Genomic DNA, 25,626 nt, shown 5'->3' with positions numbered 1-25,626 from the left:
CCTCCTTAGTGCTACAAATAAATTTATACTAAAAAAATACGCTTGAAAAGGTTTGCATATTTTGTATTATCTTTTTTAAGGGCATAAAATGGGTGCTTTAAAAAATAAAAATAATTTTATATTTTTAAACTGGGAAAAACAAATTCTACAGTTTTAAATAATAGCGCCGGCAGTAGCTGGCGTTTTTCAATTCAAAATTTTTTGTATTCTTTTATTATTATATCAATCTATATATCAATCTATATGATTATAAATTTCATCAATATTCATTTTGTTTGTATTAATGTGATTTAGATACTCACCTTTTAAACAACTAAAAAAATACTCTATTTCTCTATTATCTAAGGAATTGCCAACTCTGCTCATTGAAGTTTGACAATTCATTTGTTTTACCAATTCTATAACTTCATTACTAGAGTATTGAGAGCCATGATCTGAATGTAATATAAAATTTGATTTATTAATTTTATTTAAAGTATCTATAACTAATTGCGAGTTGTTGTTTTTTGATAAACATCATGATTCAATTTTTTTAGTTTTATGACTAATAGCTGCAGATAAATAGTAATTATTTCCTTCTACCAAACCCGGAATGTAAGAAACATCAGTAGCAATTATATTGTCTATAGTAGGATTATAATTGCGCTTCACTAAATCCTTAAATTTAGTATTAATATTTTTTGATTCTGCTTGTCTTTTTTTAATTCGGGTTTTAATTATAAAACCTCATCTTTTTAGATAGTGCCTTAAAGTTCTATCGTTGATTGACATATGTTTTTCTTTTAATAAAACACTTATTTTTCTGCTACCATATATAAACTTGGACTCCTTTAATATTTCTTCAACTGTGTTTTTTAAATTATTGTATTTATATCTTCTAACTTTTGGTTTTTTGTAAAATGTTGTTCTATGCATTGATATAATTCTTGCTTTCATACTTATGTTTAGAGATTTTATTTTGCTAATCGCATTTCTTTCCTTTTTATCTCTCTGACTTTTTATTCAATCTTCAATTATTTCTCTTTTTTGCTCTTCAGTTAGATCACTAATTATTCCTGGAATATCAGAATCATCTCTTTTTTTGTATCTTCAAGAGCCTTTTTTTCTATTTAAACTTTTCATACCATAATTATCTACTAAATAAGTTTTTTGTTTTATTCTTTTTTTAATAAATTGTGAAAATTTAATCTGTTTTGCTTTAATTATACGATATTCTTGTTCTGCAATTTGAATTCCTTGTTTTTTATATATTTGAATTATTTTCATTCATTCTTCTACAGTTAGGTTTTTTGACATAAAAAATTCTACACCTCTTTCTAGTGTATAATTTATTTTTCCCAGTTTATTTTAAAATAAATATTTTTCAATCATATACTATAAAATGCTTAATTATCATTTTCCAAAAGTCAATCACTTTGTTTTGTTTTATCAACCATCGTTGTAATCATTCTTATTAACACTTTTAAGTCTCTTTCTTTTATTAATGGGTATTTTTTATCAAAATAAGGTTGTAAATACTTTAACTTAGCATAATAGCTTGAAATTCAATTGTGACCGGTCATATTTAAAAATTCCATTGACTCTCTTTGTCGTAAACTGTTCAAATCTTTTTTGATTTCTACAGGAAGAGTTTTAAAAAGACTATTAGATGTAAGAACGTATCACTTCTTAAACATTGCATAATTAAAAGGACCCGAAATTATAAATGGGCTTACAAAATATCTTTTATCTTCATCTCTGGCTTTACTTCAAGCTTTTTTTGAATAACCATACTCTTCTCCACCCATTTCCTGAATCAATCTAACATCTTGATAATTTCTAAGATCAAAAACTTTTATATGCGAAAAGTATGAAAGAGGTAGTTTAAAAAAAGTATTTGTGTTTACAGAATATCTTGTAATACCTTCAAATAATTCTAATGGCTCAAATGAAAGTTCAGGATAATAGTATGTGTTAGTCTCTCCAATTTTAGTAAATATAAAGTAATAGAGATTATTTATATCGATATTATACTTAAATCATTTTTTTAAGTTTTTTATTTTTGTAAAGTTAACAAAATCAAGCTCTTTTTCTTTTTTGTTATATTTATTGTCTAAATATTTATTCAAACTTCTAGAAAAAAACTCGTAAAATCAAGTTATCAGAATAGCATCACAACCATAATTATATTTAAACTGGTCTTTTAAAACATAATTTAATAAACTTTTGACTTTATATAAAGTTCCATTACTAATTTTATTTGCTAAAGAAAAAGATTTTGTTAATTCAAGTGCATAATCTTCTTGCCAAATTCCGTTTCTATTGTAATAATCACAGTATCCTGTTTTAGTTTTTTTTCTTACTAGAAATATAAATCTATAATTAATAATTTTACTTGAAGTTTCTTGGCTAATAGCTATATATCCATCATTTTGTTCTTTTCTTATTTTATAGCCATAAGGTAGATTTTTTAATGTATCTAAAATTTTTTCTAAAAATTCTTTATATTTTACATCTTTTTTGGGGAAGTATTTTACTATTGCCAAATCTAAGTCTATATTTTTGTGTTTTGAATAATAACTTGAGTATTTAAAATCACACAGTTTTTCTAGCTCTAAACCAAATTCATCAAACAGTTTTTTAAAAATTTTGAAAGACATATCTATAATTTCTTTAATATTTTTTTCTATAATTATATTTTGATTTATTGCTGTATTTAGCTCGCTAATTAAATCAGGCTTTTTCATTTACATGCTCCTTATATTAATCTGTTATTGAAAAAATAAAATACTTAAGAAATACCACAAATATTCCAATATCTTTATCACTGGGATAAACTGTTTTTGAAATAATTTTTTCTTCTAAATCATCAAATAATTTCTTATCTTTTTTCATTGTAAAGTTTGAGTCCCCTGATGAGTTTTTTATATAGGGGTTTGTATCATACCAAAATACTATTTCATCTTTTTTGTGTTTTTGTTCTTTAATTCAAACTTCACAGTTATCTAAAAAGTTATCCAAAAAATCTTTTGTTTTAGGATACGTTTTATGAAAAACTCAATGTAAATTTTTTAGTTTTAGAGATGAATAACATTTTGCAAAAAGTTTATGTTTTTTATAATAAAGATTATTAGACTGAAATAATTCATCAATTATTTTTTTATTTGGAAATAAGTAATGAAAAACCGTTGTTGCTCATTCTTGAAAAAACTTATTTCTTGTTAACTGTTCTTGCAATTCACTCATAACCATTATTTTCATCATTAATCTTTGTTCTTTAGTGTACTTTAGTCTGAAGTTTATTCTTATATAAAAAAATAGTATTTCAAGTTTTCTTACAGTCAAATTGTTTAAAGTCTTAAATGTTTTGACATAATCTAGTGCATTGGTTTTGTGATAACTATTTTTCATACATAAAATAGGAGGAAATAAATTATGTGTTAATCCAGTTCTAATTATAATTGAAAATCCTAAAATGTTGTTTTTATAAAAATCCATTTTTATAGAATCGGTGTGCAAATAAAAATCATCACTAAATTTATCATAAAAGTATTTTTTTGTATTTCATTCTACTTTAATTTCGGGATCAAAGCTATACTTTTTTCTAAGTCTTATTAAAATTTCTTCATTAACTTCACAAATTCAACAATCTGAAAAATGTTCCTTACTATCAATTTCATTTTCGTAAGTTTTATACATTTCTCTATTAATGTACTTTAAAGCCAATAAATCAACAACAGGTTCTTCTTCTATTGAATATAGTCCATTAATTGCGAAACTACCAATTTTTCTTATATCCACCAAATCACTCAATAAGCTTTTAAGGTAAATAATAGTTTTTTTGATATAATTTTTTAAGTTTTTATCTAACTCCACAGCTTTCAATTGCTCATTAATTAGCTGAATATCACTAGTCAAAACTTTTGATTCGTTCTTCAAAAACACTTTTATCACCTCTTACTAATGATTATAACATTTTCAAGTTGCTAATTTTTTTCATACATTATTGCACTAATTAAAAATAAACTTGCCGTTTCTGCTCTCAAAATATTTGAGCCAAGGCTAATACATTTATATCCTATACTTTCTAAAAAATCTACTTCTTTTTTTTCTAGACCACCTTCAGGACCAATAACAATATTTACAGATTTATATTCTTTTTGCAAAAAACTTTTTAAATTATTTTCGCAATTTTCTTCTCAAGCTACTAAGTTTAAATCTGCTTTTATATTTTTTAAATCTTCAATATTTTTAATTATGTCTAAAACCTGAGGAATGACAGTTCTTTTAGATTGTTTTGATGCTGTTTCACAAATTTCTTGTCATCTTTTTTTCTTGATTTCTCTTTTTTTATCTTCGATTACAACAACATTTCTTTTAAACTGAACTGGAATAATTTTAGTAACCCCCAATTCGGTTGCTTTTTGCAAAATGTAATCTCACTTTTGTTCTCTTATGATTCCAGCAATCAAATTTATTTCAATAAGACTTTTATTTGCTTCTGTTTTATTTAAAATTTTAGCAGAGCATACTTGATCTAAAAACTCTTTAATTTCACAATTATATTTTTCATTTTCATATATACAATATATTTTTTCCCCGACACTTAACTTGATCACATTTTTTATATGATGTAAATCTTTGTCCTCAATTAAAAAATTATCATCAATTTTTTTACTTACAAAAAAACTATGCATACTTTCCTCTTTTCTCAAATTATTATATAATGAAATAGTCAAGTTATAATTAATTGAATTCCAAACTGTTTTATTATAGATTGGAGAAAAAGCGTGAAAAAGACTGATAAAGAATCTAAATTAAATGTGGTTATAAGCCAAAAAGTTTTAAATGCTTATGACGAACTTGACAACATTGATTTAGATTACGAAATCAGCAAACTATCTAAAACAAACAGACATGCAAGATTTAAGAGCGAAACACTTAATATAACCCTTGTCAGTTTGTTACTAAGTATGTCTACAGCTGTTAGCTTAATAAATGTGGTAATTCCTCTTGGAATTACTGGAATAAACGTTGGTTTTAGTCTAAAATACTTTATTATCGCTATAAGCTTTCAAGTAGTCGGTTTATACTGGGGTATGATTATAGGTTTGTTAGATGGATTATTACAATTTATTATCTATGGACTTAGTCCATTATTTAGATTTACATCATCACTTGGTTTAGTTTTGTGAGTATTTCTATTTTGATTTTTATTTAAAAAGTTATTTAATATATATGAAAAGGAAAGTATAAAAACAAGATCATTTTTATCGTTTGTAGCGGGGGTTATTATATTGATAATTCAGCCGTTTGTATCTTCACTAATGGGTTATTTTAGAACTCTAATTGAATTTGGTGGCGATAAAAGTTATAGTTTTGTTAAATTTATGCAATCATGAATTAGTCTTATGATATTTGACTTATTCGCAATAGTTTTATTTTGTATATTAACATATAGGATTCAATTAATTATTTCAAAAATAAGACACTAAAAAAGTAGCCAGCAGGCTACTTTTTTTATTTTATATCTTTTAAAATTTTTTCAATATTGTTTGCGTTTTCAAGTGAATTGTCATATTCAAATTTAAGCTCAGGTACACTTTTCATTTCTACTTTGCTTGCTAAAATTTTTCTAATTTCTTTAAGATATTCTTCCACTTCTTCTTTAATATCATCAACTGGTGCATCACTATCAAGTGAAGAGTAAAAGACTTTTGCATGACTTAAATCTTTTGAAAGTCTTACTTCTCTAACAGTAAGTGAATTTATATAATCAGTATCTGGAAATTCTCTTTGCAAAATCAAGTTCAACTCTCTTAGAATTGTTGATTGATGACGTTCAAGTTTTATTTCATTTCCCATATTACTTCACCTCTTCTACTTTATACGCCTCTATTATATCATTTTCTTTGATATCATTAAAGTTCTTGATGGTGATTCCACATTCTGCACCTTCTCTAGCTTCTTTTATGTCATCTTTTTTATTTTTCAAAGAAGACATTTCACCTGAATAAATAACTATTCCATCTCTTAAAATATGTACTTTTGAACCTCTTGGAATAACACCAGAAACAATTCTACATCCAGCAATAGTTCCAACCTGAGAGTGTCTAAATATTTGCCTAACTTCTGCTTCGCCAAGACTTTTTTCTTCAAATACAGGGTCAAGCATTCCTGTTGCAGCTTCTGCAATTTCTTCTATTAATTTGTAGATAATATTATGAAGTCTTATGTCAACACCATCTTCTTCTGCTTTTTGTCTAACTTGTGAATTTGGTCTTACATTAAATCCATAAATAAGTGCATTTGAGGCAAGTGCAAGCGAAACATCAGAAATCGATATTGCACCAACAGTTGCACGAATTACGTTAATCTTTACTCCTTCAATACTTATTTTAAGCATTGAGTTACGAACAGCTTCAACTGTTCCTTGAGTATCGGCTTTTAATATTATATTAATTGATTTAAGTTCTCCAGCCTCAATTTGGTTTTTGATTGAATCAAGTGTAAAACTTTGATTTTTTTGTCTTGCTTCGTTAGCTTGTTTTATTGCTTGTGCCTCAGCAATTTCTCTTGCCATTTTTTCTTCAGCAATTACCATAAATTTATCTCCGGCTTTAGGTACTTCATTAAGACCTACAATTACAGCTGGTTGACCTGGAACTACTTTTTTTATTTTTGCTTTATTTTCATTTTCTATGTCTTTAACTGCTCCAAAAGTTCCACCAGCAACAACTATATCTCTAAGATTTAGTGTTCCGTTTTGAACTAAAACAGTAGCAATTGGTCCTCTAGCTTTGTCTAAGTGTGCCTCAATTACAGTTCCTCTAGCAAATTTGTTTGGATTTGCTTTTAAATCTCGCATTTCTGCAATAAACAGTAAGGTTTCTAATAGTGTATCTAGACCAATTTTATTTTTAGCACTTCCCTCAATAAAAGGAACATCCCCTGCATACTCTTCTGCAACAATTCCAAAATTCATTAACTCTAATTTTATTTTGTTGGGATCAGCATTTTCTTTATCTATTTTATTTATAAAAACAACTATTGGAACATCTGCGGCTTTTGCGTGGTCAATTGCTTCTTCTGTTTGAGGCATAACCCCATCATCAGCTGCTACAACCAAAATAACAATATCTGTTACCTCACTACCTCTAGCTCTCATTTCAGTGAATGCTTCATGGCCGGGAGTATCAATAAATGTTAGCTTTTTATTATCTAAATGAACTTGATATGCTCCAATGTGTTGAGTTATTCCTCCGAATTCACCCTCAGTTACGCGAGTGTCGCGAATTGAATCTAGAAGAGTTGTTTTCCCGTGGTCTACATGACCCATAATTGTTACAACGGGTGGTCTAACTTTTAGATCGTCAGGATGATCTACATCATCAAATGTTTCGAAAATATTTTCTTTAGTTATAGAAGTTTCTTTTTTAAAATCATATCCGAACTCTAAGCAAAGTTCTCCCATTTGCTCTTCAGTCAGAATTTGATTTTGAGTTACCATACTTCCATTTGTAAAAAATCATTTTACAATTTCAGCAGGACCTTTATTAAGTTTTTTTGCAAAATCACCTATTGATAATGGTTCGGTATATACAAAAACACCATCTACTAAACCTGTTTGTTTTGTTTCTTTTAGTTTATTTTTTATATTAGCTGTATGAGCTTTGGATTTGGTTTTGGCTTGTTGCTTTTTGTCGTTGATATTTTTTGAATTATTTTGTTTTGCCATTTTATACCACTCCCCTATCTATTTTACTCAATATTAATTTTACAAAATTTGAATCTTCTATTCCAATTGCTTTAATATTTTCTTTTCCTATGGCTTGGTTTAGTTCCTCTGTATCAAATAAACCATTATGTATTTGTATTTTATAAAAAGTGCATTTATCATTGATTTTTTTTAATTGACTAGAACCCATATCACTCACAGTAAAAACTAATTTGACTTGATTTGTTTTGATCTTCTTAAATAAGGTATCTCCAGAAAAAATCTTGCCTGCAGATGATACTAGTCCAAGAACTTGTAATAAGTCTTTCACTAATCTCAGTTTTTTTCTATTTCTTCAATTAATAATTGATATATTTCATCCGCTACCTTAGTTTTCAATCCACGTTCTAATGCTTTATTTTTTTGCACTTTATTAACAGCCTCAATAGTTGGTCTAAGATAAACCCCTCTACCATTGGCTTTTCTTGTTTTATCAATAAAAATCTCTCCATCTTTATTTTTAACAACTCTAATAAGTTCAAGTTTTGGATACATTTTGTTTGAAGAAACATCTTTTCTTAGAACAATGTGTTTATTATTATCCATTTAATTTACCATTATTCTTTGTAATATGCATCATATTCTTCAATATCTATCGTTTCTTCTGGTTCATCTACTGCAATACTACCAAAAGTTTCAGAATATGATTGTATATCTTCAATTGAAGTGTCATTCAAAAAGATAGATTCATCAACTTCTTCGACTGTTTTTTCTTCTTTACTACTTTTTGGAGCTTCAAAGTTTTTTTGAAAGTCTTTTTGTCATGACATAGAGTTATTTTTTCTTTTGTTAGTATTTGAAATAAAGTCTGGACTTAATAATTCTTCTTGAGTTATATTTCCATTTCAAAGATTTTCCACACCTTTTAAATTAGCGTTATCTAATGATAAAATATTAATTTTTGTATTTACTAAGTTTGCAACTAATCTAGCTGCCATTCCTTTTTTACCAATCGCCAATGATAACTGTTCGTTTGGAACTATTATGAAACACTCGTTATTTTCTTCGTTAAAGTCAATACTTATAACTTTAACTGGTGTTAAAGAGTTCATTATAAAAGTTTTTTTATCTGGGTTTCATAAAACAATGTCGATTTTTTCTTCATTTAAAATTCTTGAAACTTCTTTTATTCTACTTCCAGCAGCACCTACACAAGCACCAATTGGATCTATATTTTCATCATGAGATAAAACAGCAATTTTTGCTCTTTTACCTGGTTCTCTTGAAACAGATTTTATTTCTATTACACCATCTCTAATTTCAGGAATGTTCATTTCCATCAATTTCATTAAAAAGTTAGGATGGATTCTTGTTGCCAATACTTGTGAATGCTTATTTTCTTTTGAAACATCTTCAATATAGAAACTAATTATGTCTCCTTCTTCAAAACGTTCACCAGGTATCATTTTTTTATTTCAAATAGAAACAATTGAACCATCAACATCGACTAAATAGGCTGTTTCAGTTATATCTCTAATTGTTCCTCCTACAATTTCATTGTTTTTTGGTAGGAATTCTTCATATAATTTATTTTTTTCTCCTTCACGAATTTTTTGCTTAATGATTTGACCAACTTGCATAACTGCCAATTTAGAAAATTCTTGGTTATAAGCAACTGGTTCATAAACACTATCTCCAATAGTGATATTATCACCATATTTCTCTTTAGCTTCATTAAGACCTATTTCTAACCATTCATCATCTACATGTTGAACTACTTTTAGTTCTTTAAAAACATTAATTTGACCTGTTTGTTGATCTATATCAACTCTAACTATTGCTTCTAAATCAAAAAACTTTTCATATGCTTTTTTAAAACCCTCTGTAATTCCTTCAAAAATAATTTCTTTATCTATTCTTTTTTCATCGACAATTTCGCTTATTGCTTCTAATAATCTTGCACCATCAATCATGGCATTAAAGTCCTCCTTAGTATTTAATCAAACATCAAAATAGTTATTTATACAAAAGGAAAAGAAGACCAAGGCCTCCTTTCCAGATATATATGAAACTTTGACATATATATTTTAATACAAAATTATAATTAATTACAAAAGAATTTAAAAAACTATTTTACTAATTCTTCTAATATTTTTGCTTTAAATCCATGTTTGATAGCATCTTTGTAGGTTGCATCTACACAATATTCGCTAACTAAACCGCAAATTTCTACACTATCTACATTTCTTGCTTTTAATCATTCTTCAAGAGGTTCAACATTAGCTATTTGCTTATTAAAACCAGAATAACTATCTCAATCTTTTTCTACACCTTTTTTTACAATAAAATCTGCAAGATTTTTATCAATAAGTAGTTCTGCTCCTTTTGTATTTTGCACACAGTGTGCTGGCCATTGCGAAAAACTACAATGGTTATTAGGGTGTCAATCCATTGTAAAAACTACTAGAAATTTATTTTTTTTGTATTCTAAAACTTTATTTAAAATACCATCTTTTAATGTTTCTCCACCTTTTCAATATAAACTTCCCTTAGGATTTGCAAAATCATACTGATAATCTACTACTATTAATGCTTTCATAATAATATTATAAATTATTTAAAAAGAAAAAATGTCAGTATAAAAATATATTTCTTTTAAACGATTTTATAATTGAAAGGGGTGATTATATGGCAAAAGATTTCAATACAAATATTTCATTTACAAAAGGAAATGAAATAGAAAAAATAATTAAGGCATTAGATGAAGGTAAAACAATAATTTGAGCCGTAGAATATGGAGAAAAAGTTAGAGATAGTTTAGCAAAAGGAAAAATCGAGTTTTTAGGTAATGCAAATTGTGAACTCAAAGAGCTTAAAGAAGATTGCGGTACTTGTGGATGTGGAAAGCCTGCTAATGCATTAATTTATGTTTGAAGATAAATAAAAATCTTAGAATTAAAAATTCTAAGATTTTTATTTATTCATTCAAAACTAGAGATTGTTGTATTTCTAACATTTGTTCTGTAGATGTAAAGTGATCTACAATTTGTAATCCGAAGTGTAATGCTCCTCCAATTGAACAACCTGTTATAATATTGCCATCTGCAATCGCACGATAGTGTGGCTTTTTGACTGCTTTATCCAGAAATTCATCTGATCCTGGGTAATGAGTGACTTCCACGTTATCAACTAACCCCAGTTTTCCTAATATTTGGGGTGCTGCACAAATAGCTGCCATAACTTTGTCTTTACTTGCTTGCTCTTTTAAGTTTTTCATTAAAACTTCACTCTCCATTAAATTCGGAACTCCCGGAACACCTCCTGGTAAGATGAAACAATCATAATTATCAAAGTTTATTTCAGAAATTGTTTTGTCTGCATTAATTGTTATATTATGTCCTCCGATTACTTGTATTTTATCTGTAATAGAAACTAAATCTACAATAGGAAAAGAACCTTTAAATTTACTTTCCGCTCTTCTTATAACATCAACAGTTGCAACCATTTCAGTTTCTTCAAATCCATTAGCTAAAAATACTGCTACATTTGCCATAAATTACCTCATTTCTCTAATAATTATACTATAATTGTGTTTATAATATTTTTAGGTGATAAAAAAATGGGGTTATTTAAAACATTAAAAAATACTATCGGTTTTCTTTCAAGCAGTAAAGCAAATAAAAATCTTAGAAATGATAAAGACCGTGTTTATCAATTGGTTTTAAACAATCAAATTTTAGATATAAATATCAGAAATGTTAAAACATTTGCTCAAAAACTTAATTCAATTATTTTTAAAGAAAAGATCAATCATGATACTGGTTTTAGGTTTATAAATGCAAAAGCCTTTAATTCATTTGGTTTAAGAGAAAATGTTGATCTAATTTTTTGCAATAGAAGGCATGAAGTTATTGAAACTTATTCAAACTTTCCTCCAAATAAGGCAACAGAACACCACGAAAATGGATCTGTTTTGTTTTTATTGGCAAAAAATACTAATAAATATTTAAAAATTAAATTAAAAGATATTATGAAAATTACAAAATAAAAACTGCTTACGCAGTTTTTTTTATAATGTTGATTTAGTATTACCCATTGATGACATTGCTTCTTGTTTAACTTTATCTCAAAAGTTAACTGCTAAGAACTTATCAACAACACGGCATGAAACGTGTAAACCTTCAAAGTAAAAATGTAAATTATTGTGGGCTATCATTATATGTCCAATTACAAATGCAAGAAAATCATACCCATCATATAAAAGTTCTTGACCTGTTTTATTTTCAAGTTCAGTGAATCCATATTTTTCATACATTAAAACTCTAACTTCTTCAAGTCCTTTTTCTGGTCAACTTTTTAACAGATATTGTCTCAATTGTTCTATTTTTTGATTACCTTCAGGACCTTCTTTTTGTCATTTATTGATTACATGTTCTTCAATTACTACTGCCATGGCTTTTATACCTTTTTCAAGAGAAGGATAAAATAATTGAACTGGTTTTGATTCTTCATCATTTTCTAAATCTATGTGAATTAAAAACCAAGGTTCATCAAAACTAACTACACCAATTTGATCATAAGTTAGCTGATATACTTTTTCACCCATATAATCATTCTCCTTTATACATTTATTATATTATAACATAAAAATAAGCCTTTTTTTAACAAAACCACTATGTGGTTGACTATTGTAATAACTTTATTATATTGATATGTAGTTAATTGAAACCGTGATAGCTACAACAATACCTATAAAACTTATCGGTAATAAGAATCATAGTATTCAAGTTTTTGATTTTCACTTACTTGCATATCCAGTTTTAATTTTTTTATCTGGTTTAACTTTTTTGGGCGGAACTATTTTAATGGGTACTTCTTTTTCTTTATTGCTCAAAGGAGCTCTATTCCATAAGTCATGAGCCTTCATTGGTTCTTTTTCTTCTTTATGTTTTTTTTGACGAACATGTGGCGGTTTTTCTTTTGATTTTTCTAAATTTTCATCTATTAATTGTGGTTTTTCATTTTCTGCCAATAATGGGTCATCAGAGTCTGGTAGAATTTCAATCTCACCATCAGTTTCACCTCTAAGAGTATCTATAAAATGTTTTGCAACATCCGCGTTTGGAGTTGCAAAAGTTATCCCATTACCAAAACTATCGTTTTGCAACGAAACATAGTTCATTCCAGCACTAGTTTTTGCTAATTGAAGTTGAATTTTTTGTATACCGTATTTATCAAATGGCAAATATCCTATTTGATGACTCCCATCAATATCGTCCCCTTCTACAGTAAAAGTTCTTTTGTTTGTTATAAAAACAATCCCTACTTTGGGGCTATCAAATCTTTTAAAACTAGCCCATAAAGCTGACTTTACTTCCTCATTTTCATCAAAGTATGTCTCCATATTAGCTCAAATTCTTTCTAAAATATTTTTATAGTTTGGAAGTCAACTATAACCATTTTTAGCTAAATCATTTTTAATGTCTGTGCTAGTTTTCATCTTTTAAACCTCTAACTTTAATTTTATATTTTTTTCTTGGTAAATCTTTCAAAAATTTCTTTTAATTTCTTCTCATATGCAGAGTGAGGATTAAAATGAAAATATACTTTATCTTTTATTTGATCTGGAAGGTACTGTTGATCAATTCAACCATTATTATAGTCATGTGGGTAAATATATCCCTCTACTCCTAATTTTTTTGCACTTAGGTAATGATTGTCTTTTAAATAATTTGGCATATCGGGTTGAATTCCAGATTTAACATCTTCTATAGCAGAACTAATTGCCAAATAAGAAGAATTGGATTTTTCACTAAGAGCCATTTCTATTACAGCCATCCCAAGAATTTTTATTCCTTCAGGCATACCTATTTCTCTAAATGATTGACAAGCTAATATAACTCTTTGTGCAATCGCTGGATTTGCAAGTCCAATATCTTCATAAGCTATAACCTGCATTCTTCTCATTATGATTTCATAATCACCTATTGCCATTAGTCTTGCCCAATAATGTAAAGAAGCATTTACGTCACTACCTCTAATAGATTTTTGAAAAGCACTTTTTAAGTTATGAAATTCATCACCATCTCCAGTACCCTTAAAATAAGTTTGATTATAAATGTTTTTCACAATATCATCTGTGATTAGATTATCGCTATATAAATTTATTAAAATTTCTAGACCATTTAAAGCAACTCTTAAGTCCCCATTTGAAAATCTGCACATCATTTCTAAGGCATTATTGTCAAACTTTATTTTAAAATTATTTTTTTTGATTATATTTATTATTCCACTTTTCATTTCTTCAACACTTATTTCTTTTAATTGCAAAAGTGTGCATCTACTTCTTATTGCTGGATTTATCACAAAATATGGATTTTCTGTTGTCGTAATAAAAATTATTATTTCTCGCTTTTCTAAAAATTCAAGTAAATAGTCTTGTATATTTCTGTTCATTCTATGTATTTCGTCAATAATTAAAATACATTTTTCTTTTTTATTTTTAATAATTTCGGTAAGCATTTCTTTTTTATCTTTTGAAGCATTAAATTGAAAATACTCTAATTCAAATTCATTTGCAATTGCTATTGCCAAAGATGTCTTTCCAATTCCTGGGGGTCCATAAAATATTAAATTAGCTAAAAATTTTTTTTCTATCATTTTTTGTAATATACCATTATTTGATAATAAGTGTTCTTGCCCCACAATATCACATATTTTTTTAGGTCTAAGCAAAAAACTTAGTGAATCATTCATATTTAATCCCCTGTTCCAATATTATTTTTTATATTATCACTTATCTAATTAAATTATATTTATACTGCTTTTACGTAAATCTCTGCTGTCCCAGATTCTTCGAATAAAGTTGAACTCGCAGAAACATTAATTCATATTTTTACCTCTTTACCATCATTATTGGGCATTATTGAATTTTTACTTAACTGAAAATCTATATTTAACTTAGCATAAGGTTCATGCTTTTGAACAGCAACTTCAATAGATTGTGAAACGCGATTTGCATCATTTTATCCTTTTTGTACTGTTACATGTTTATCTGAACCAATTAACATACTTAGACTTCTTAATTTATGTTTGATTTTGAAAGTGCTTTTACCAACAAAATATTACTATTTGAGGTTGCGTTAACATAAATACTTTCATCGTCACTTGTAGCTGGAATGTAATTTGCAAATACAAAAATCCTTACCCTCTACAGCTTCTTGCTCTATATTATTTTTTATAAATTCAGAACATATTTTTTTATATCACTTTCTACATTTAAAGGAGGTGTAATCAATTCATTTTTTATTTCTTCAGACAAATTTTTTTTCTTATAAATTTCACCATGGTAATTTATAGTAAATGTTGCATCACCTTTTGTTTTTAAGCTATTAGAATATGCACTAACTTTTATTGAACCTTTATTACCAAATTTATTAGGTTTATTATAATCAGTAAATTTTATATCTTGAAGTTCTTTTAGATCAATTAATAAAACTTTTTTAATTTGAGTAAAAACAGCATTTTTAGCTTCTTGTATAGCTATAGCTTTATCTTTTTCAAAAACAGTTAAATTCTCTTTCTTTATATCGTTTAAATTCTTCACACTAAATTCTTCCTGTTTATAATTATAATACACGTTTGTCCTTCCTAAATAATTATTTGATAATTCTTTTGCTTGGATTGTTGCTGAAACTAAGGATGGAGCATCAATAAAATCAACATCATCAATTGTTAGGTTATAATCATCATTCAAATCGTTGATTTTCGCGATAGCTCTCTCAATTATTGGCAATTCTTCAATTTCAGTAATTTCACCTAAATCTTTATTTTTTATATTCATTAAATATTTTTTTTGTTTTTCAATCACCTTAACAGTTTTAAATATAATGCTACCTTTAATTTTGGTACTTTTATCTAGTGAGATAATAGAAATTTGTCCAAACTGATCGTCTAAACCATTTGTAAATTGAAACTCTTCTTTATAGTCTTTCAATTTTATAATATATATATTAAAAAGGTCTTTAATTTTTTTAACAGCCTCTCTTTCTGCTGCTGTTTTTGTATTAATTTCAGGTGTTAAAATTCTATCTTCTTCTCCTATTGTTGATAAATCTGCTTTTTCACTACCATTCATAAAACAAAAAACAAGCACACCTGTATTAAAGGTGGCTAACGAAGTTATCGATAAATATATAAGCAATTTTTTCATTATTCCCTCCTTTAACTCTCTTAATAATTTTATAATATTGAGGAAATAATTTCTTGTAATAATAAAAAAATCTAACTATTATTAGTTAGATTTAGAATTAATGACTAGCAGATTTAGATTTAGGTGTTCCAGTAGATGCTGAACTTGTTGCAATAGGTAGCTCGGTTGTAAATGCTTTTGGTTTTGTTCCAAAAACTTCTTGATACACTTGTTCATATCTTTCAACAGGCACTATTTTTAATTCTTTTCTCACTTCTTCTGGAATGTCTTCGATATCTTTTTGGTTTTTAAATGGAATTATTATTTTACTTAAACCACTTCTACTTGCTGAAATAGACTTTTCTCTTAATCCCCCAATTGGGAAAACTAAACCTCTCAAAGTTATTTCGCCAGTCATACCAATATCCTTAGGTACAGGTTTGTTTGTCAAAGCCGAAATAATTGCGGTTGTGATTGTAACTCCGGCACTTGGACCATCCTTAGGTACCGCTCCTTCTGGAACGTGAATGTGAATATCGTTTTCACTAAACACTTCTTTTGGTATATTAAATGATTTATAGTTTGATTTTACAAAGTCATATGCAATTGTTGCAGATTCTTTCATAACATCTCCCAATTTACCAGTTAGAACCAATCCCCCTTTTCCTGGGAAGTGATTCACCTCAATCGGTAGAATATCTCCACCATATTGTGTGTATGCAAGTCCTGTTACAACACCTACCTGAGCTTCTTTTTCTTTTTCTGTATGTTCAAAAATACGTTTTTTCAAGAATTCATTTACAATTTCAGGTGTAACTGTTAATGAATCCAACTCTTTGTTTAGCATTTTAACTACGAATTTTCTTGTTACTGAAGCTATTCAACGTTCCAATTGTCTAACACCAGCTTCTCTAGTGTAGTGCTTAATTATTTCATTTAAACTTTCAGTTGTGAAAATTAGTTTTTCACTTGAAACTGCATGATCTTCTAATACTTTTGGAACTAAGTATTCTTTTGCAATTTTTAATTTTTCAATTTCTGTATAACTTGAAAGTTCTATAATTTCCATTCTGTCATATAATGCTTCTGGAATATTATCTGGATAGTTTGCTGTTGCAATAAATACAACTTCACTTAAGTCATACTCTTCTTCTAAATAATGATCTGAAAATTTTGAGTTTTGTTCTGGATCTAGAACTTCAAGCATTGCTGAAGCTGGATCTCCTCTATAATCACTTGCCATTTTATCAATTTCATCAAGTAAGAATACAGGGTTTTTAACTCCGGCTTTTTTCATACCTTGAATAATTCTTCCTGGCATAGCACCTATATAAGTTTTTCTATGACCTCTAATTTCAGACTCATCTTTAATTCCACCAAGTGAAATTTTTACAAACTTTCTTCCCATTGATTCAGCGATTGATTTTGCTAAACTGGTTTTTCCTACACCCGGAGGACCAACTAATGTTATTATTTGACCTTTTACCTTATTAGTATTCTGTTTAACAGCCAAATACTCAACTATTCTTTCTTTAACTTTTTCTAAACCATAATGATGTTTATCTAAAATCTTTCTAGCAAATTTCAAATCAGTTTTTTCTTCTGATTTTTGCCATCATGGGGTTTGCATCATTCAATCAATGTAAGTTCTAATTATATTAGCCTCACTTGAAGATGAAGGAAGTCCTTCAAATCGTTCAATTTCCTGAAATATTCTTTTTTTAATGTGTTCTGGGAATGGTTCAGTTTCAAGACGTTTTTTGTATTTCTTAATATCATCGCCTTCTCCATCCATGTCACCAAGTTCTTCTTTAATTGCTTTTAGTTTTTCTCTTAAATAGAACTCTCTTTGTTGTTCGTCAACTCTAGACTTAATTTTTTTACTAATTGAAGTCTCAATATCAGCTGATTGTCTTTTTTCATCTAAGAAATCATTAATTATTGCAATTCTTTTAACAGGATCAATTTCTTCTAAAATTGCTTGTTTCTTTTCGATAGGCATAAAAGGCATTAAGTGTGCCGCACTATCTACTAGATAACTTGCGTCAAGATTAGGTGTTGTATCCTTAATCAACTCTTCCATTTCTGATGGAAATTCGTCTTGACTAGCTATCATGTTACGTACCATTTTTGTTATTTTTTCTACATCTTCTTTGTTATTGCTGTTATTTAGTAATTTTTCTTCATAATCAGCTGAGTAAAAACCGTTTAATTCAATCGCACTAATTGATGCTCTTGAAATAGATTTTATATTAACAGTTAAAGTACCATCTTTTCATTCTTTTTTAATGTTAACTTTCGCTAATACCCCAAAATTAAATAAATCTGTTGGGTTAGGATCATCTTCTAATGGTTTTTTTTGTGAAACAATTAATATCATTCCATCGTTTTTTTCCACTGACTCTTTTACAGCTAAAGTTGTTTTGTCTCGACCTATTTCCAAAACTTGCTCAAATGAAGGATATACATAGCTTCCTCTTGTAACAAGTAAAGGTAGTCTTTTTTGTTTATTCATAAAATTCCTCCTAATTTTGGTACAAATTTATAATATCATATTTTTTAGCACTGTCAAGTGGTAAGTGCTAAAAAATAAAAAAATATGATTTAAATCATATTTTTACTATCCATTATTAGTATACAAGAAATCAACTATCATTTCTCTAACTAATTCTTCTTTTACTTGTGCTTCTGGTAAAATAGATTTTTTTAGATAATCTGCCTCTATACCAAACTGAGCTGATAAACTTTGATATTTTTCTTCCACTTGTTCAGCAGATGGGCTGAATTTTTCATTTTCCCTAACCTTATCAGTTATTAAATAGCTACAAATTTTTCTTTTAGCATCTAGGAACAACTCAGCTCTTATTGATTCATCTGTTAAACCAGTTTTTTTCTTATATTCTTTCATAGTTAACTTTTGACCTGCAACTCTTGCTTCAAACTCTTTATATAAATTATCTATTTCTCTATTTATTGCAGATTTAGGTAGCTCTATTTTAGAATTTTTAATTATTAAGTCAATAACTTTATTTACAAATAGGTTTTTTGAGTTTTGAGTTTTTTGATCTAATATTTGTTTTTTTACAGATGCTTCCAACTCTTTATATGTTTTAATATTTGGTAAATTCAAATCTTTAACAAGTTCATCATCTTTAGCGGGAAGAATACGCTCTTTAATTTCTTTGATATTTACAACAAATTCAGCTTCTTTATTAGAAAGTTCTGGAGTATAGTCTTTTGGAAAAGTTACTTTTATTTTAGATTCTCCTAATTTTTTGCCCACTAAACCATCTTCAAAACCCGGAATCATGTTGCCTGAACCAATTACTAATCTAAAATCTAAACCTTTTCCACCGGGAAATGCTACACCATCAACAAAACCTTCAAAGTCAAATATAACTACATCACCTTTTGCTACAACTTTATTTTCTTTTTCTTTTTCCAAAGCAAATCTTTCTCTATATTGATCGATTGCTTTTTCGATTTCATCTTTTTCTACTTTAATTTCTTCTTTTTTAAGATCTTTATCTTTTATACCTTTGTAATCACTTATTTCTATTTCAGGTTTTAAATCAAAAACAAATTCTAATTCACATGACTTTTCAGAAATTTTTGTAGGTGTTGGTACAGGTGCTGTATAAGGAACTACATCGCTTTTTTGCTCTTTTGCAAATTCGAATGCTTTTTGAACAACAGATTGAACAGCAGCATTTAAATATTTTGCTGGAGTTACATATTGTTCAACCTTTTCTTTTGGTGCTTTTCCAGGTCTAAATCCTGGTATTTGAACATTTTGAGCTACTTTTGCTTTTCCTTTTTTAACAGCTTCTTCTCATTCGTTGCCATCAATTATTACAGTTCAAACACCTTGACCTCTTTCTGCTATTTTTTTAGAACTAAATTTCATACTGTATTGCCTCCTAATGTTTTTATCTTACATACAATTTTTATTATATCAAATTACTAGTATTATTCACCAATTTTATTGTCTAAGTTGTTTTCTAAATTGTTTAAAATTTTTTCAATATCAATAAATTTTTGTTTAATAGAATTCAAAAAAGCTTTATTTTCATCACTATATGATATTGTTTTAAATAACTCGACCATATTATAAATTGATTTATTAATACTTTCACATAGTTCAAACATAGTCAAAAATGTTGATTTAGAAGTATAATTTCTATCCAAGCCTATAACTAAATTTGACATTTCTATATATATTTCTCATTCCTTCAATAAACATCTTATTTTTAAACCAAGTTCCAATTCCATATCATAGGCTAATATTTGAATTTCTTTTTCACCATCTAGTAGTTTTGAGTAATTTTTTAATTTGAGTTTTTCGAATTCTATTGAATTTAGTTCTATATCTTTAAGTTGTTTTTTTAAAACTTTTTTTAAAACTTTTAAGTGTTTATTCTTATTTAAAATGTTATCAATATCTTTTGTCAATGTTTTATAAATCTGACCTTTTAATTCATCATTTTCTCATTTGCTATAAGCACAACATCAACAGCAGACAAAACCAAAACACTCAGACTCATATATTAAACAAGTACAGTTTTCAATATATATAGATTTACATTTACAGCACATTTTAGCTCCTTTAAACATTTTTAATAAAAAAACAACAAATTAATGTTGTTATTATACAAAAAAATTCTTTTCAATTTCATCTTGAACTTTATAGATGTTTTCTATTTCATTTTTTGGTAAATAGTTTTTTAGATCTTCTATTGCTTCTTGAAGACTTTTATTTAAAGGTATATTATAAACTTTAGAAAACTTATAAACCATTTCTCTTAAAAACATTTTTTTAATGTAATACTCAGGTTGTAGCTCTTTAAATAAGTCATCTTTAGACTGATAATCTAAAATCCAGTTCTTACCTTTTAGAGATATTTCCTCATTCATTTCATTTATTATTGAATTATATAGTTCGTTAGTTTCTTTTGCAACCCTTTCAAAAGAACCCTTTATATAATGATATAAATTTTTCTTTGTATTTATTTTGAATTTATCATATTGAGTAGGTTTTAACTCAAGTAAAATTGCATTAGGGATTATATAAAGTGTTAAATAATTTGACAATATTGATCTTAATCCATGTATAAATTTAAAATAATATTTATAGAAAAAGTATTCTGGAGAAGCTGTTTTTTCATTGATAGACTTAGATAATTGTTTAAAAATAGTTTTATATTTTTTTCATCATATATTTTCTAAACAATTGTTATATTTTGTTATTTTATTAATTATTTTGTTCACTTCACTTAGTTCAAAACTATTTTCTAACAAAAGTTTTTTTGTTTTAACAAATTTTGAATTAAAAAACCCTTCTGAAAAATTCTCATAATAATTAAATATAGCTATTTTAAAATCATAATCTTGAGCCTTAAGTCATATCTTTTCTAAGGCTCCATCCTTAGAAACTCATCAGTTTTTATTTTTATTATTTTCATCAATAAAATATGTCTCAACAAAATCAGTATTTGTTTTTTTACTTTTGTTAATTTTTAAAATTATTACATAACTAACAATAGTTATAAGAGATGCAATAAAAATTATTGCAAATAAAGTCACTAAAGAATAGATTGTTGTTGTAGACATAAATTCAGCTCTTTTCTAGTCTTTTAGAGTATTTTTAAATTAATCTTCTGTTGTTTCAATACTGTTGTTGTTTGCTTCTTTTTGACTTGATGGTTTTTGTTTTTGATTAAATTTCATACTGGTTTTATTAACTCTTTTTTCTGCTTTTAAACGTTTTTTAAATATTCATCAGTTAAAGAAATTTGATTTATCTTTTAATCATACAGAAACATTAGAGACTCTATATTTAGTTTTTATACCATTTCAAAACACATACATTTTATTTTTAGGGTCTGTAAGTTCACCTATCGGATAAACTTTTCCATATAAACGAAAATCACTTAGTTGTTCATAACTTATTGAAGGCGTTTTATCAACATTTTTTGGACTTGAAGAAAATGAAGAAGTGGCAGGTCTTTTAGTAGATTCTGTAGCAGTTCTAGATTTACCGTATAATTCTTTTCATAATTTTTCTTTTTCTGCTTGTTCTTTTTCGTAATTGCGTGAAGTTTGAACAGGAGCTTTAACTTCTTCCTTGGTAGTCGTACTTTTTGCTTTTGAACTTACTTGTTTTTCTTTATTAACTGATTTTAAAGATTTTTCCTTAGCTGCTTTTTCTTTAGCAGCTTTTTCTCTTGCTAATTTAGCTTGTATTTTTGCTTCTTCTTTTGCTTTTTTTTCTCTTTCAAGTTCTTCTGCTTTTTCCTTAGCTAATTTTGCTTCTAATTCTTTTTTAGCTTTAGCTTCTGCCTCTAGTCTATCTTCTCTTAACTGAGCTTCTCTTAGCATTTTTTGAAGTTTATTTTCTTTCTCAATTACTACTTCTTTTGCTTTTTTAGCTTCTTTTTTCTCTTCCATTTTTTTTATTTTTGCCTCCTTCTCCATTTGTTTTTGTTCTTTTGCAATTAGAGTCTCTTTTTCTTTTTGTTCTTTAGCAGCTTGTTTTGCCAATTCTTTTTGCTTGTCTTTTACTAGACCTTTTTCGCGTCTTAATTGTTCTGCAAGAGCTTCTTGTTCTCTAATTTGTGCTTCTCTAAGAATTGAATCCATTTTAGAAACTTTTTTTGAAGGTTTTGGTTTTGATGGTAGTTTAGTTTTCAATGAGCTTGCGTTTGCTTCAAATTCCTCAATCGCTTTATTAAGTTCTTTTTGTTTTAAAGTTGGTTCTTCATTTTTAGCAATTTTTGATGCTCTAAGTTGATATGAAGGTTGTTCAGGTAACTCTGGTCTTTTAATTTGTATACCATTTTTTTGTGAGTTCTTTTTAGCTATTGTTCCAATATTGACATTTTTTTTACTTTCCTGAGGTATGTCATAGAACATATTTCTTTCAGGTGGTGTTCATTTTAAAGCCTCTTGTATTTTTTTAATATTTGATTGTTTCTCCATAAAATCAACTTTACGTTTTTCAATTGATAATGAATCTCTGTCATCAATATTTTTATTTTCTACTTCTAAAATTATCTCTTCTTCTTTTTCCAATAGAAAAACAATAAAATCAATTATTTCAGATCTTATTTTAGGTTCATAAGTTTCATATTCTTGTGCAAATAATGCAATTGTTTGTGCAGTTAGTCTTTTTTCAATAAGACCTCTAATTCTTGCTTTTGTTTTCTCCGAAATTATTATAAAGTCTTTTTCTGATTCTTTTCGAACAACTTTTGCCATGTCACACCTCTAATTTTGTATAGCTACACTTTCATCATTTAAAACTTAGTATATTTAATTTTTATAAAAAAACGGGAGAGTAAATTTAAATTGACTCGCCCATTATACTACTTGATATTTTTATTGAATTTTCTACTGATTTTTTCAATTCTATCTTTTCGTTTTCTTTCTTCAAGTTCTTGCATTTGGTCTGCTTTTCTTTCAAGTGCTACAAATTTACTAATTTTTTTTGCAACTCTTAGTGAATCGTCAAATAATTGATCATCATGAACTTTTGTAAAGTAGGCTTTCATTTTTAGTTCTGTACGTTTTATTAATTCTTGCTCATGTCTAATTTGTGAGTCTATAGAAGCTATTTCTGATCTATACTTAGCATCTCTTTCAAGACGTTTTTCTCTCTCAAGTCTTAGAACTGTTGCAACACGTTTTTCTTCAGATCTTTTTAATTGTCTTTCCTTCATTAGTTCAATTAATTTTTGACGTTCTTGAAGTCTTCTCATTCTATCAGCTTTTTCAATAGCTTTTAGATTGATTTCCTCACGTTTTTTTAATCGTTTTAGTTCACGTGCTTCAGCCATTCTTCTTGATCTAGCAACAATATAACTGTTTGCACGTTCAAGTTTCATCATATTAATTCTATGACGACGTTCATTACGTAAATCTCTTAAGAACTCAATTTTTTGAGTCATTTCATCAAGAGCTTTTTCTTCTCTTTGATTGCTTTCTAAAAGATCTTGCATTGAAGGACGTTTTCTATAATCATAAACTATACCATAATTTCCTATTGGTTTAATTTCGTGATATGGTTTTGCATACTCACCAGTTTCAACATCGACATTTGGTTTTATAATTGTTTTTGCATCATCTGATTGCTGGAAAATTTCAAAACCTTCTTTTGATAAAACATTTCTTTTTTCAGGTTTAATTAACTCATCAGCACTTGTGTATACAATTGGTTCTTCTCCCTCGATAACACCATCTACAAGACCATGTCTACCCAATTGTTGTTGAAAAAACTCTGTTCCTAATTCCAACACCGCTAATGCTTGATCATCCTGAGGAGGCGCAAACTCTGCTTGAATATTATTAATTTCATTAAATTGCTCTCTTGACATATACTCATTCCCAATATATGTTCTTGATTGCTGATTTGATAATTCATTTGATGTATTTGTGGTCATTGATTCATTCACGGTTGTTGTATTTGAAGTTGAAATATTAACAGTTGTTGTATTTGAAGTTGAAGTATTATTTGATAAATTACTTTCACTTGAATCAAAAGCAGAAACACCTGAACCAGTAACAAATTCTAATAAATTTGGATCTGGTTTTACTTCCCTTGTCATTAATTCAGTCTCATCATCAAAAGCATTGTTAATATGAGTTGTTTCTTCTTCACTCATCAATCCTTCAGAAGCTCCAGCAGTTCCAAATAAATTAGAGTTATTATTTGATAAAATGCTATCAGGTCTTTGAACTACTTCTGGTGCTTCAGGCATGTCTAATAAACTTTCAATTTCAGCAAGATTTTTACCAGTTCTAGGTTCTGCTGTAAAAGTAAATTGTTCTTGTGTTGGTGTACCTGATTGATAACCAGCTCTTTGAAGAATTTCTTCTTTTGCATTTTTAGTACTAGATGTACCAACACTAAGTCTTGAAAGTAGGTCTTTTCTTTTTGCATCTGGAGTATTAGCAACTTGCTTGATATCTAATCTGTCTTTTCATCCAGAAATACCTGATTCACTTTTTTTAGTTCCTAAAGTATAATTTTCTCAAAAATGTTTAAATAATCTGTTAAACTCTGTTTCTCATAACTCAATTAAATTCGGTCTTCTAGGATCATCTTCAGGCAATGAGTCAATTCTTTCATAAGATGAAATTAATTTTTTATAATTATCATCAGTTTGTAAACTATATTTGTTTATTAAAGCTAGTGATTTTGTACCAAAATTTTGTCATACATATTGTGTACCAGAATTAGCATCTTGTTTTTCATTGCTTCTTGATTTTCCAGATGATTTTTTTTCTGCGGCCATATTACTTCCTCCTAAATTTTACCTATAAGTTAAACTAATTATACACTATTTTTTCCCATTTTTAAAGTGCCTATTACATAAACTACTAAATTGAGATTATACCAAATTATTTAAAAAACATTGCAAATTATTATACTTTAGTATAAGCAAATGCAATATTTTTGGGTTTTATTAAAATTGTACGACTCATTAGTTCATTAATTATATTGGTAAGTCTAACTTCATCAACTGATAAACTTTCTTTATTTTCAAGTTCCATTTTTAAAATAATAAAAAGGGTTTTTTCGTGATGCATGCTAATTGAGGCTGTAACATTTTTTAAACCTTGTGTATTATTTTTAACACTAAGTTCGATTATCTTGTTTAGAACTTTTTCTTCGATTTCTAGATGACCTCTTGTATTTCGTTCAATTGAGATGTACATAGATAACCCCTCTTTTCTATAA

25 protein-coding genes are annotated in these 25,626 nt (G+C 27.5%); 3 read left to right on the top strand and 22 right to left on the bottom strand.

Going from position 1 to position 25,626, the window contains the following annotated elements; translation table 4 throughout:
- Positions 1–153: 153 nt before the first annotated feature.
- The 4 genes from SHELI_RS05915 to SHELI_RS01785 form a co-directional block, all read right to left on the bottom strand.
- A complete protein-coding gene (locus SHELI_RS05915) occupies positions 154–1,296 on the bottom strand; it encodes an IS3 family transposase (protein ID WP_084449230.1) in 1,143 nt (380 codons plus the stop codon).
- An 89-nt stretch (positions 1,297–1,385) separates the two neighbouring features.
- Positions 1,386–2,726, bottom strand: coding sequence for a hypothetical protein (locus SHELI_RS01795; protein ID WP_069116114.1), 1,341 nt, complete (start codon positions 2,724–2,726; stop codon positions 1,386–1,388).
- Between the two features lie 16 nt (positions 2,727–2,742).
- The gene (locus SHELI_RS01790; protein ID WP_157087563.1) at positions 2,743–3,918 is read right to left on the bottom strand and encodes a hypothetical protein; all 1,176 of its coding nucleotides are present in this window, start codon (positions 3,916–3,918) and stop codon (positions 2,743–2,745) included.
- Between the two features lie 47 nt (positions 3,919–3,965).
- On the bottom strand, positions 3,966–4,676 hold the full coding sequence (locus SHELI_RS01785; RefSeq protein ID WP_069116110.1) for an RsmE family RNA methyltransferase: 711 nt from the start codon (positions 4,674–4,676) through the stop codon (positions 3,966–3,968).
- 93 nt (positions 4,677–4,769) lie between these two features.
- Here SHELI_RS01785 and SHELI_RS01780 point away from each other — a divergent pair, with 93 nt between their 5' ends.
- A complete protein-coding gene (locus tag SHELI_RS01780) occupies positions 4,770–5,474 on the top strand; it encodes a hypothetical protein (RefSeq protein ID WP_069116108.1) in 705 nt (234 codons plus the stop codon).
- 25 nt (positions 5,475–5,499) lie between these two features.
- Here the strand turns inward: SHELI_RS01780 and rbfA are convergent, their stop codons facing one another.
- The 6 genes from rbfA to SHELI_RS01750 form a co-directional block, all read right to left on the bottom strand.
- Positions 5,500–5,844 (bottom strand): 30S ribosome-binding factor RbfA, encoded by a 345-nt coding sequence (gene rbfA, locus SHELI_RS01775; RefSeq protein WP_069116106.1) that lies wholly within the window; start codon positions 5,842–5,844, stop codon positions 5,500–5,502.
- 1 nt (position 5,845) lies between these two features.
- A complete protein-coding gene (gene infB / locus SHELI_RS01770) occupies positions 5,846–7,717 on the bottom strand; it encodes a translation initiation factor IF-2 (RefSeq protein WP_069116104.1) in 1,872 nt (623 codons plus the stop codon).
- Between the two features lies 1 nt (position 7,718).
- Positions 7,719–8,027: a L7Ae/L30e/S12e/Gadd45 family ribosomal protein gene (locus SHELI_RS01765; RefSeq protein ID WP_069116102.1), complete on the bottom strand. Its 309-nt coding sequence runs from the start codon at positions 8,025–8,027 to the stop codon at positions 7,719–7,721.
- Positions 8,027–8,302, bottom strand: coding sequence for an RNase P modulator RnpM (rnpM, locus tag SHELI_RS01760; protein ID WP_069116100.1), 276 nt, complete (start codon positions 8,300–8,302; stop codon positions 8,027–8,029). The genes SHELI_RS01765 and rnpM overlap by 1 nt, the downstream gene beginning before the upstream one ends.
- Before the next feature lie 11 nt (positions 8,303–8,313).
- The gene (gene nusA / locus SHELI_RS01755; protein WP_069116098.1) at positions 8,314–9,669 is read right to left on the bottom strand and encodes a transcription termination factor NusA; all 1,356 of its coding nucleotides are present in this window, start codon (positions 9,667–9,669) and stop codon (positions 8,314–8,316) included.
- 155 nt (positions 9,670–9,824) lie between these two features.
- On the bottom strand, positions 9,825–10,295 hold the full coding sequence (locus SHELI_RS01750) for an isochorismatase family protein (protein WP_069116096.1): 471 nt from the start codon (positions 10,293–10,295) through the stop codon (positions 9,825–9,827).
- Positions 10,296–10,384: 89 nt separating this feature from the next.
- Between SHELI_RS01750 and SHELI_RS01745 the strand changes: the two genes are divergently transcribed.
- A complete protein-coding gene (locus tag SHELI_RS01745) occupies positions 10,385–10,636 on the top strand; it encodes a hypothetical protein (protein WP_069116094.1) in 252 nt (83 codons plus the stop codon).
- A 37-nt stretch (positions 10,637–10,673) separates the two neighbouring features.
- Here the strand turns inward: SHELI_RS01745 and SHELI_RS01740 are convergent, their stop codons facing one another.
- Positions 10,674–11,249, bottom strand: a complete 576-nt coding sequence (locus SHELI_RS01740) for a DJ-1 family glyoxalase III (RefSeq protein WP_069116092.1) — start codon at positions 11,247–11,249, stop codon at positions 10,674–10,676.
- A 66-nt stretch (positions 11,250–11,315) separates the two neighbouring features.
- On the opposite strand from SHELI_RS01740, the gene SHELI_RS01735 reads away from it, so the two are divergent.
- The gene (locus SHELI_RS01735) at positions 11,316–11,744 is read left to right on the top strand and encodes a hypothetical protein (protein ID WP_069116090.1); all 429 of its coding nucleotides are present in this window, start codon (positions 11,316–11,318) and stop codon (positions 11,742–11,744) included.
- 21 nt (positions 11,745–11,765) lie between these two features.
- On the opposite strand, the gene SHELI_RS01730 is transcribed toward SHELI_RS01735, so the two are convergent.
- The 11 genes from SHELI_RS01730 to SHELI_RS01680 all read right to left on the bottom strand — a co-directional run bounded on the left by SHELI_RS01730 (position 11,766) and on the right by SHELI_RS01680 (position 25,604).
- A complete protein-coding gene (locus tag SHELI_RS01730) occupies positions 11,766–12,302 on the bottom strand; it encodes a hypothetical protein (RefSeq protein ID WP_069116089.1) in 537 nt (178 codons plus the stop codon).
- 96 nt (positions 12,303–12,398) lie between these two features.
- On the bottom strand, positions 12,399–13,196 hold the full coding sequence (locus SHELI_RS01725; RefSeq protein WP_069116087.1) for a hypothetical protein: 798 nt from the start codon (positions 13,194–13,196) through the stop codon (positions 12,399–12,401).
- 23 nt (positions 13,197–13,219) lie between these two features.
- Positions 13,220–14,452 carry a replication-associated recombination protein A gene (locus SHELI_RS01720; RefSeq protein ID WP_069116085.1) on the bottom strand — a complete coding sequence of 411 codons (1,233 nt, stop codon included), beginning with the start codon at positions 14,450–14,452 and terminating at the stop codon, positions 13,220–13,222.
- A gap of 481 nt (positions 14,453–14,933) precedes the next feature.
- Positions 14,934–15,908, bottom strand: coding sequence for a hypothetical protein (locus SHELI_RS01715; protein WP_069116083.1), 975 nt, complete (start codon positions 15,906–15,908; stop codon positions 14,934–14,936).
- A gap of 97 nt (positions 15,909–16,005) precedes the next feature.
- Complete coding sequence (gene lon / locus SHELI_RS01710) at positions 16,006–18,402, bottom strand: endopeptidase La (RefSeq protein ID WP_069116081.1); 2,397 nt, start codon at positions 18,400–18,402, stop codon at positions 16,006–16,008.
- A gap of 105 nt (positions 18,403–18,507) precedes the next feature.
- Positions 18,508–19,794 carry a trigger factor gene (gene tig / locus SHELI_RS01705; RefSeq protein ID WP_069116079.1) on the bottom strand — a complete coding sequence of 429 codons (1,287 nt, stop codon included), beginning with the start codon at positions 19,792–19,794 and terminating at the stop codon, positions 18,508–18,510.
- 62 nt (positions 19,795–19,856) lie between these two features.
- On the bottom strand, positions 19,857–20,483 hold the full coding sequence (locus SHELI_RS01700) for a hypothetical protein (RefSeq protein WP_069116077.1): 627 nt from the start codon (positions 20,481–20,483) through the stop codon (positions 19,857–19,859).
- Positions 20,484–20,534: 51 nt separating this feature from the next.
- On the bottom strand, positions 20,535–21,497 hold the full coding sequence (locus tag SHELI_RS01695) for a hypothetical protein (RefSeq protein ID WP_069116075.1): 963 nt from the start codon (positions 21,495–21,497) through the stop codon (positions 20,535–20,537).
- Between the two features lie 39 nt (positions 21,498–21,536).
- The gene (locus SHELI_RS05995) at positions 21,537–23,144 is read right to left on the bottom strand and encodes a coiled-coil domain-containing protein (protein ID WP_069116073.1); all 1,608 of its coding nucleotides are present in this window, start codon (positions 23,142–23,144) and stop codon (positions 21,537–21,539) included.
- A 107-nt stretch (positions 23,145–23,251) separates the two neighbouring features.
- The gene (locus tag SHELI_RS01685) at positions 23,252–25,180 is read right to left on the bottom strand and encodes a hypothetical protein (RefSeq protein ID WP_069116072.1); all 1,929 of its coding nucleotides are present in this window, start codon (positions 25,178–25,180) and stop codon (positions 23,252–23,254) included.
- Positions 25,181–25,310: 130 nt separating this feature from the next.
- Positions 25,311–25,604, bottom strand: coding sequence for an MMB_0454 family protein (locus SHELI_RS01680; RefSeq protein ID WP_069116071.1), 294 nt, complete (start codon positions 25,602–25,604; stop codon positions 25,311–25,313).
- Positions 25,605–25,626: the final 22 nt, after the last annotated feature.

Source organism: Spiroplasma helicoides, assembly GCF_001715535.1.
GTDB lineage: Bacteria > Bacillota_I > Bacilli_A > Mycoplasmatales > Mycoplasmataceae > Spiroplasma_A > Spiroplasma_A helicoides.
This window is presented reverse-complemented; position numbering and strand designations above follow the sequence as displayed.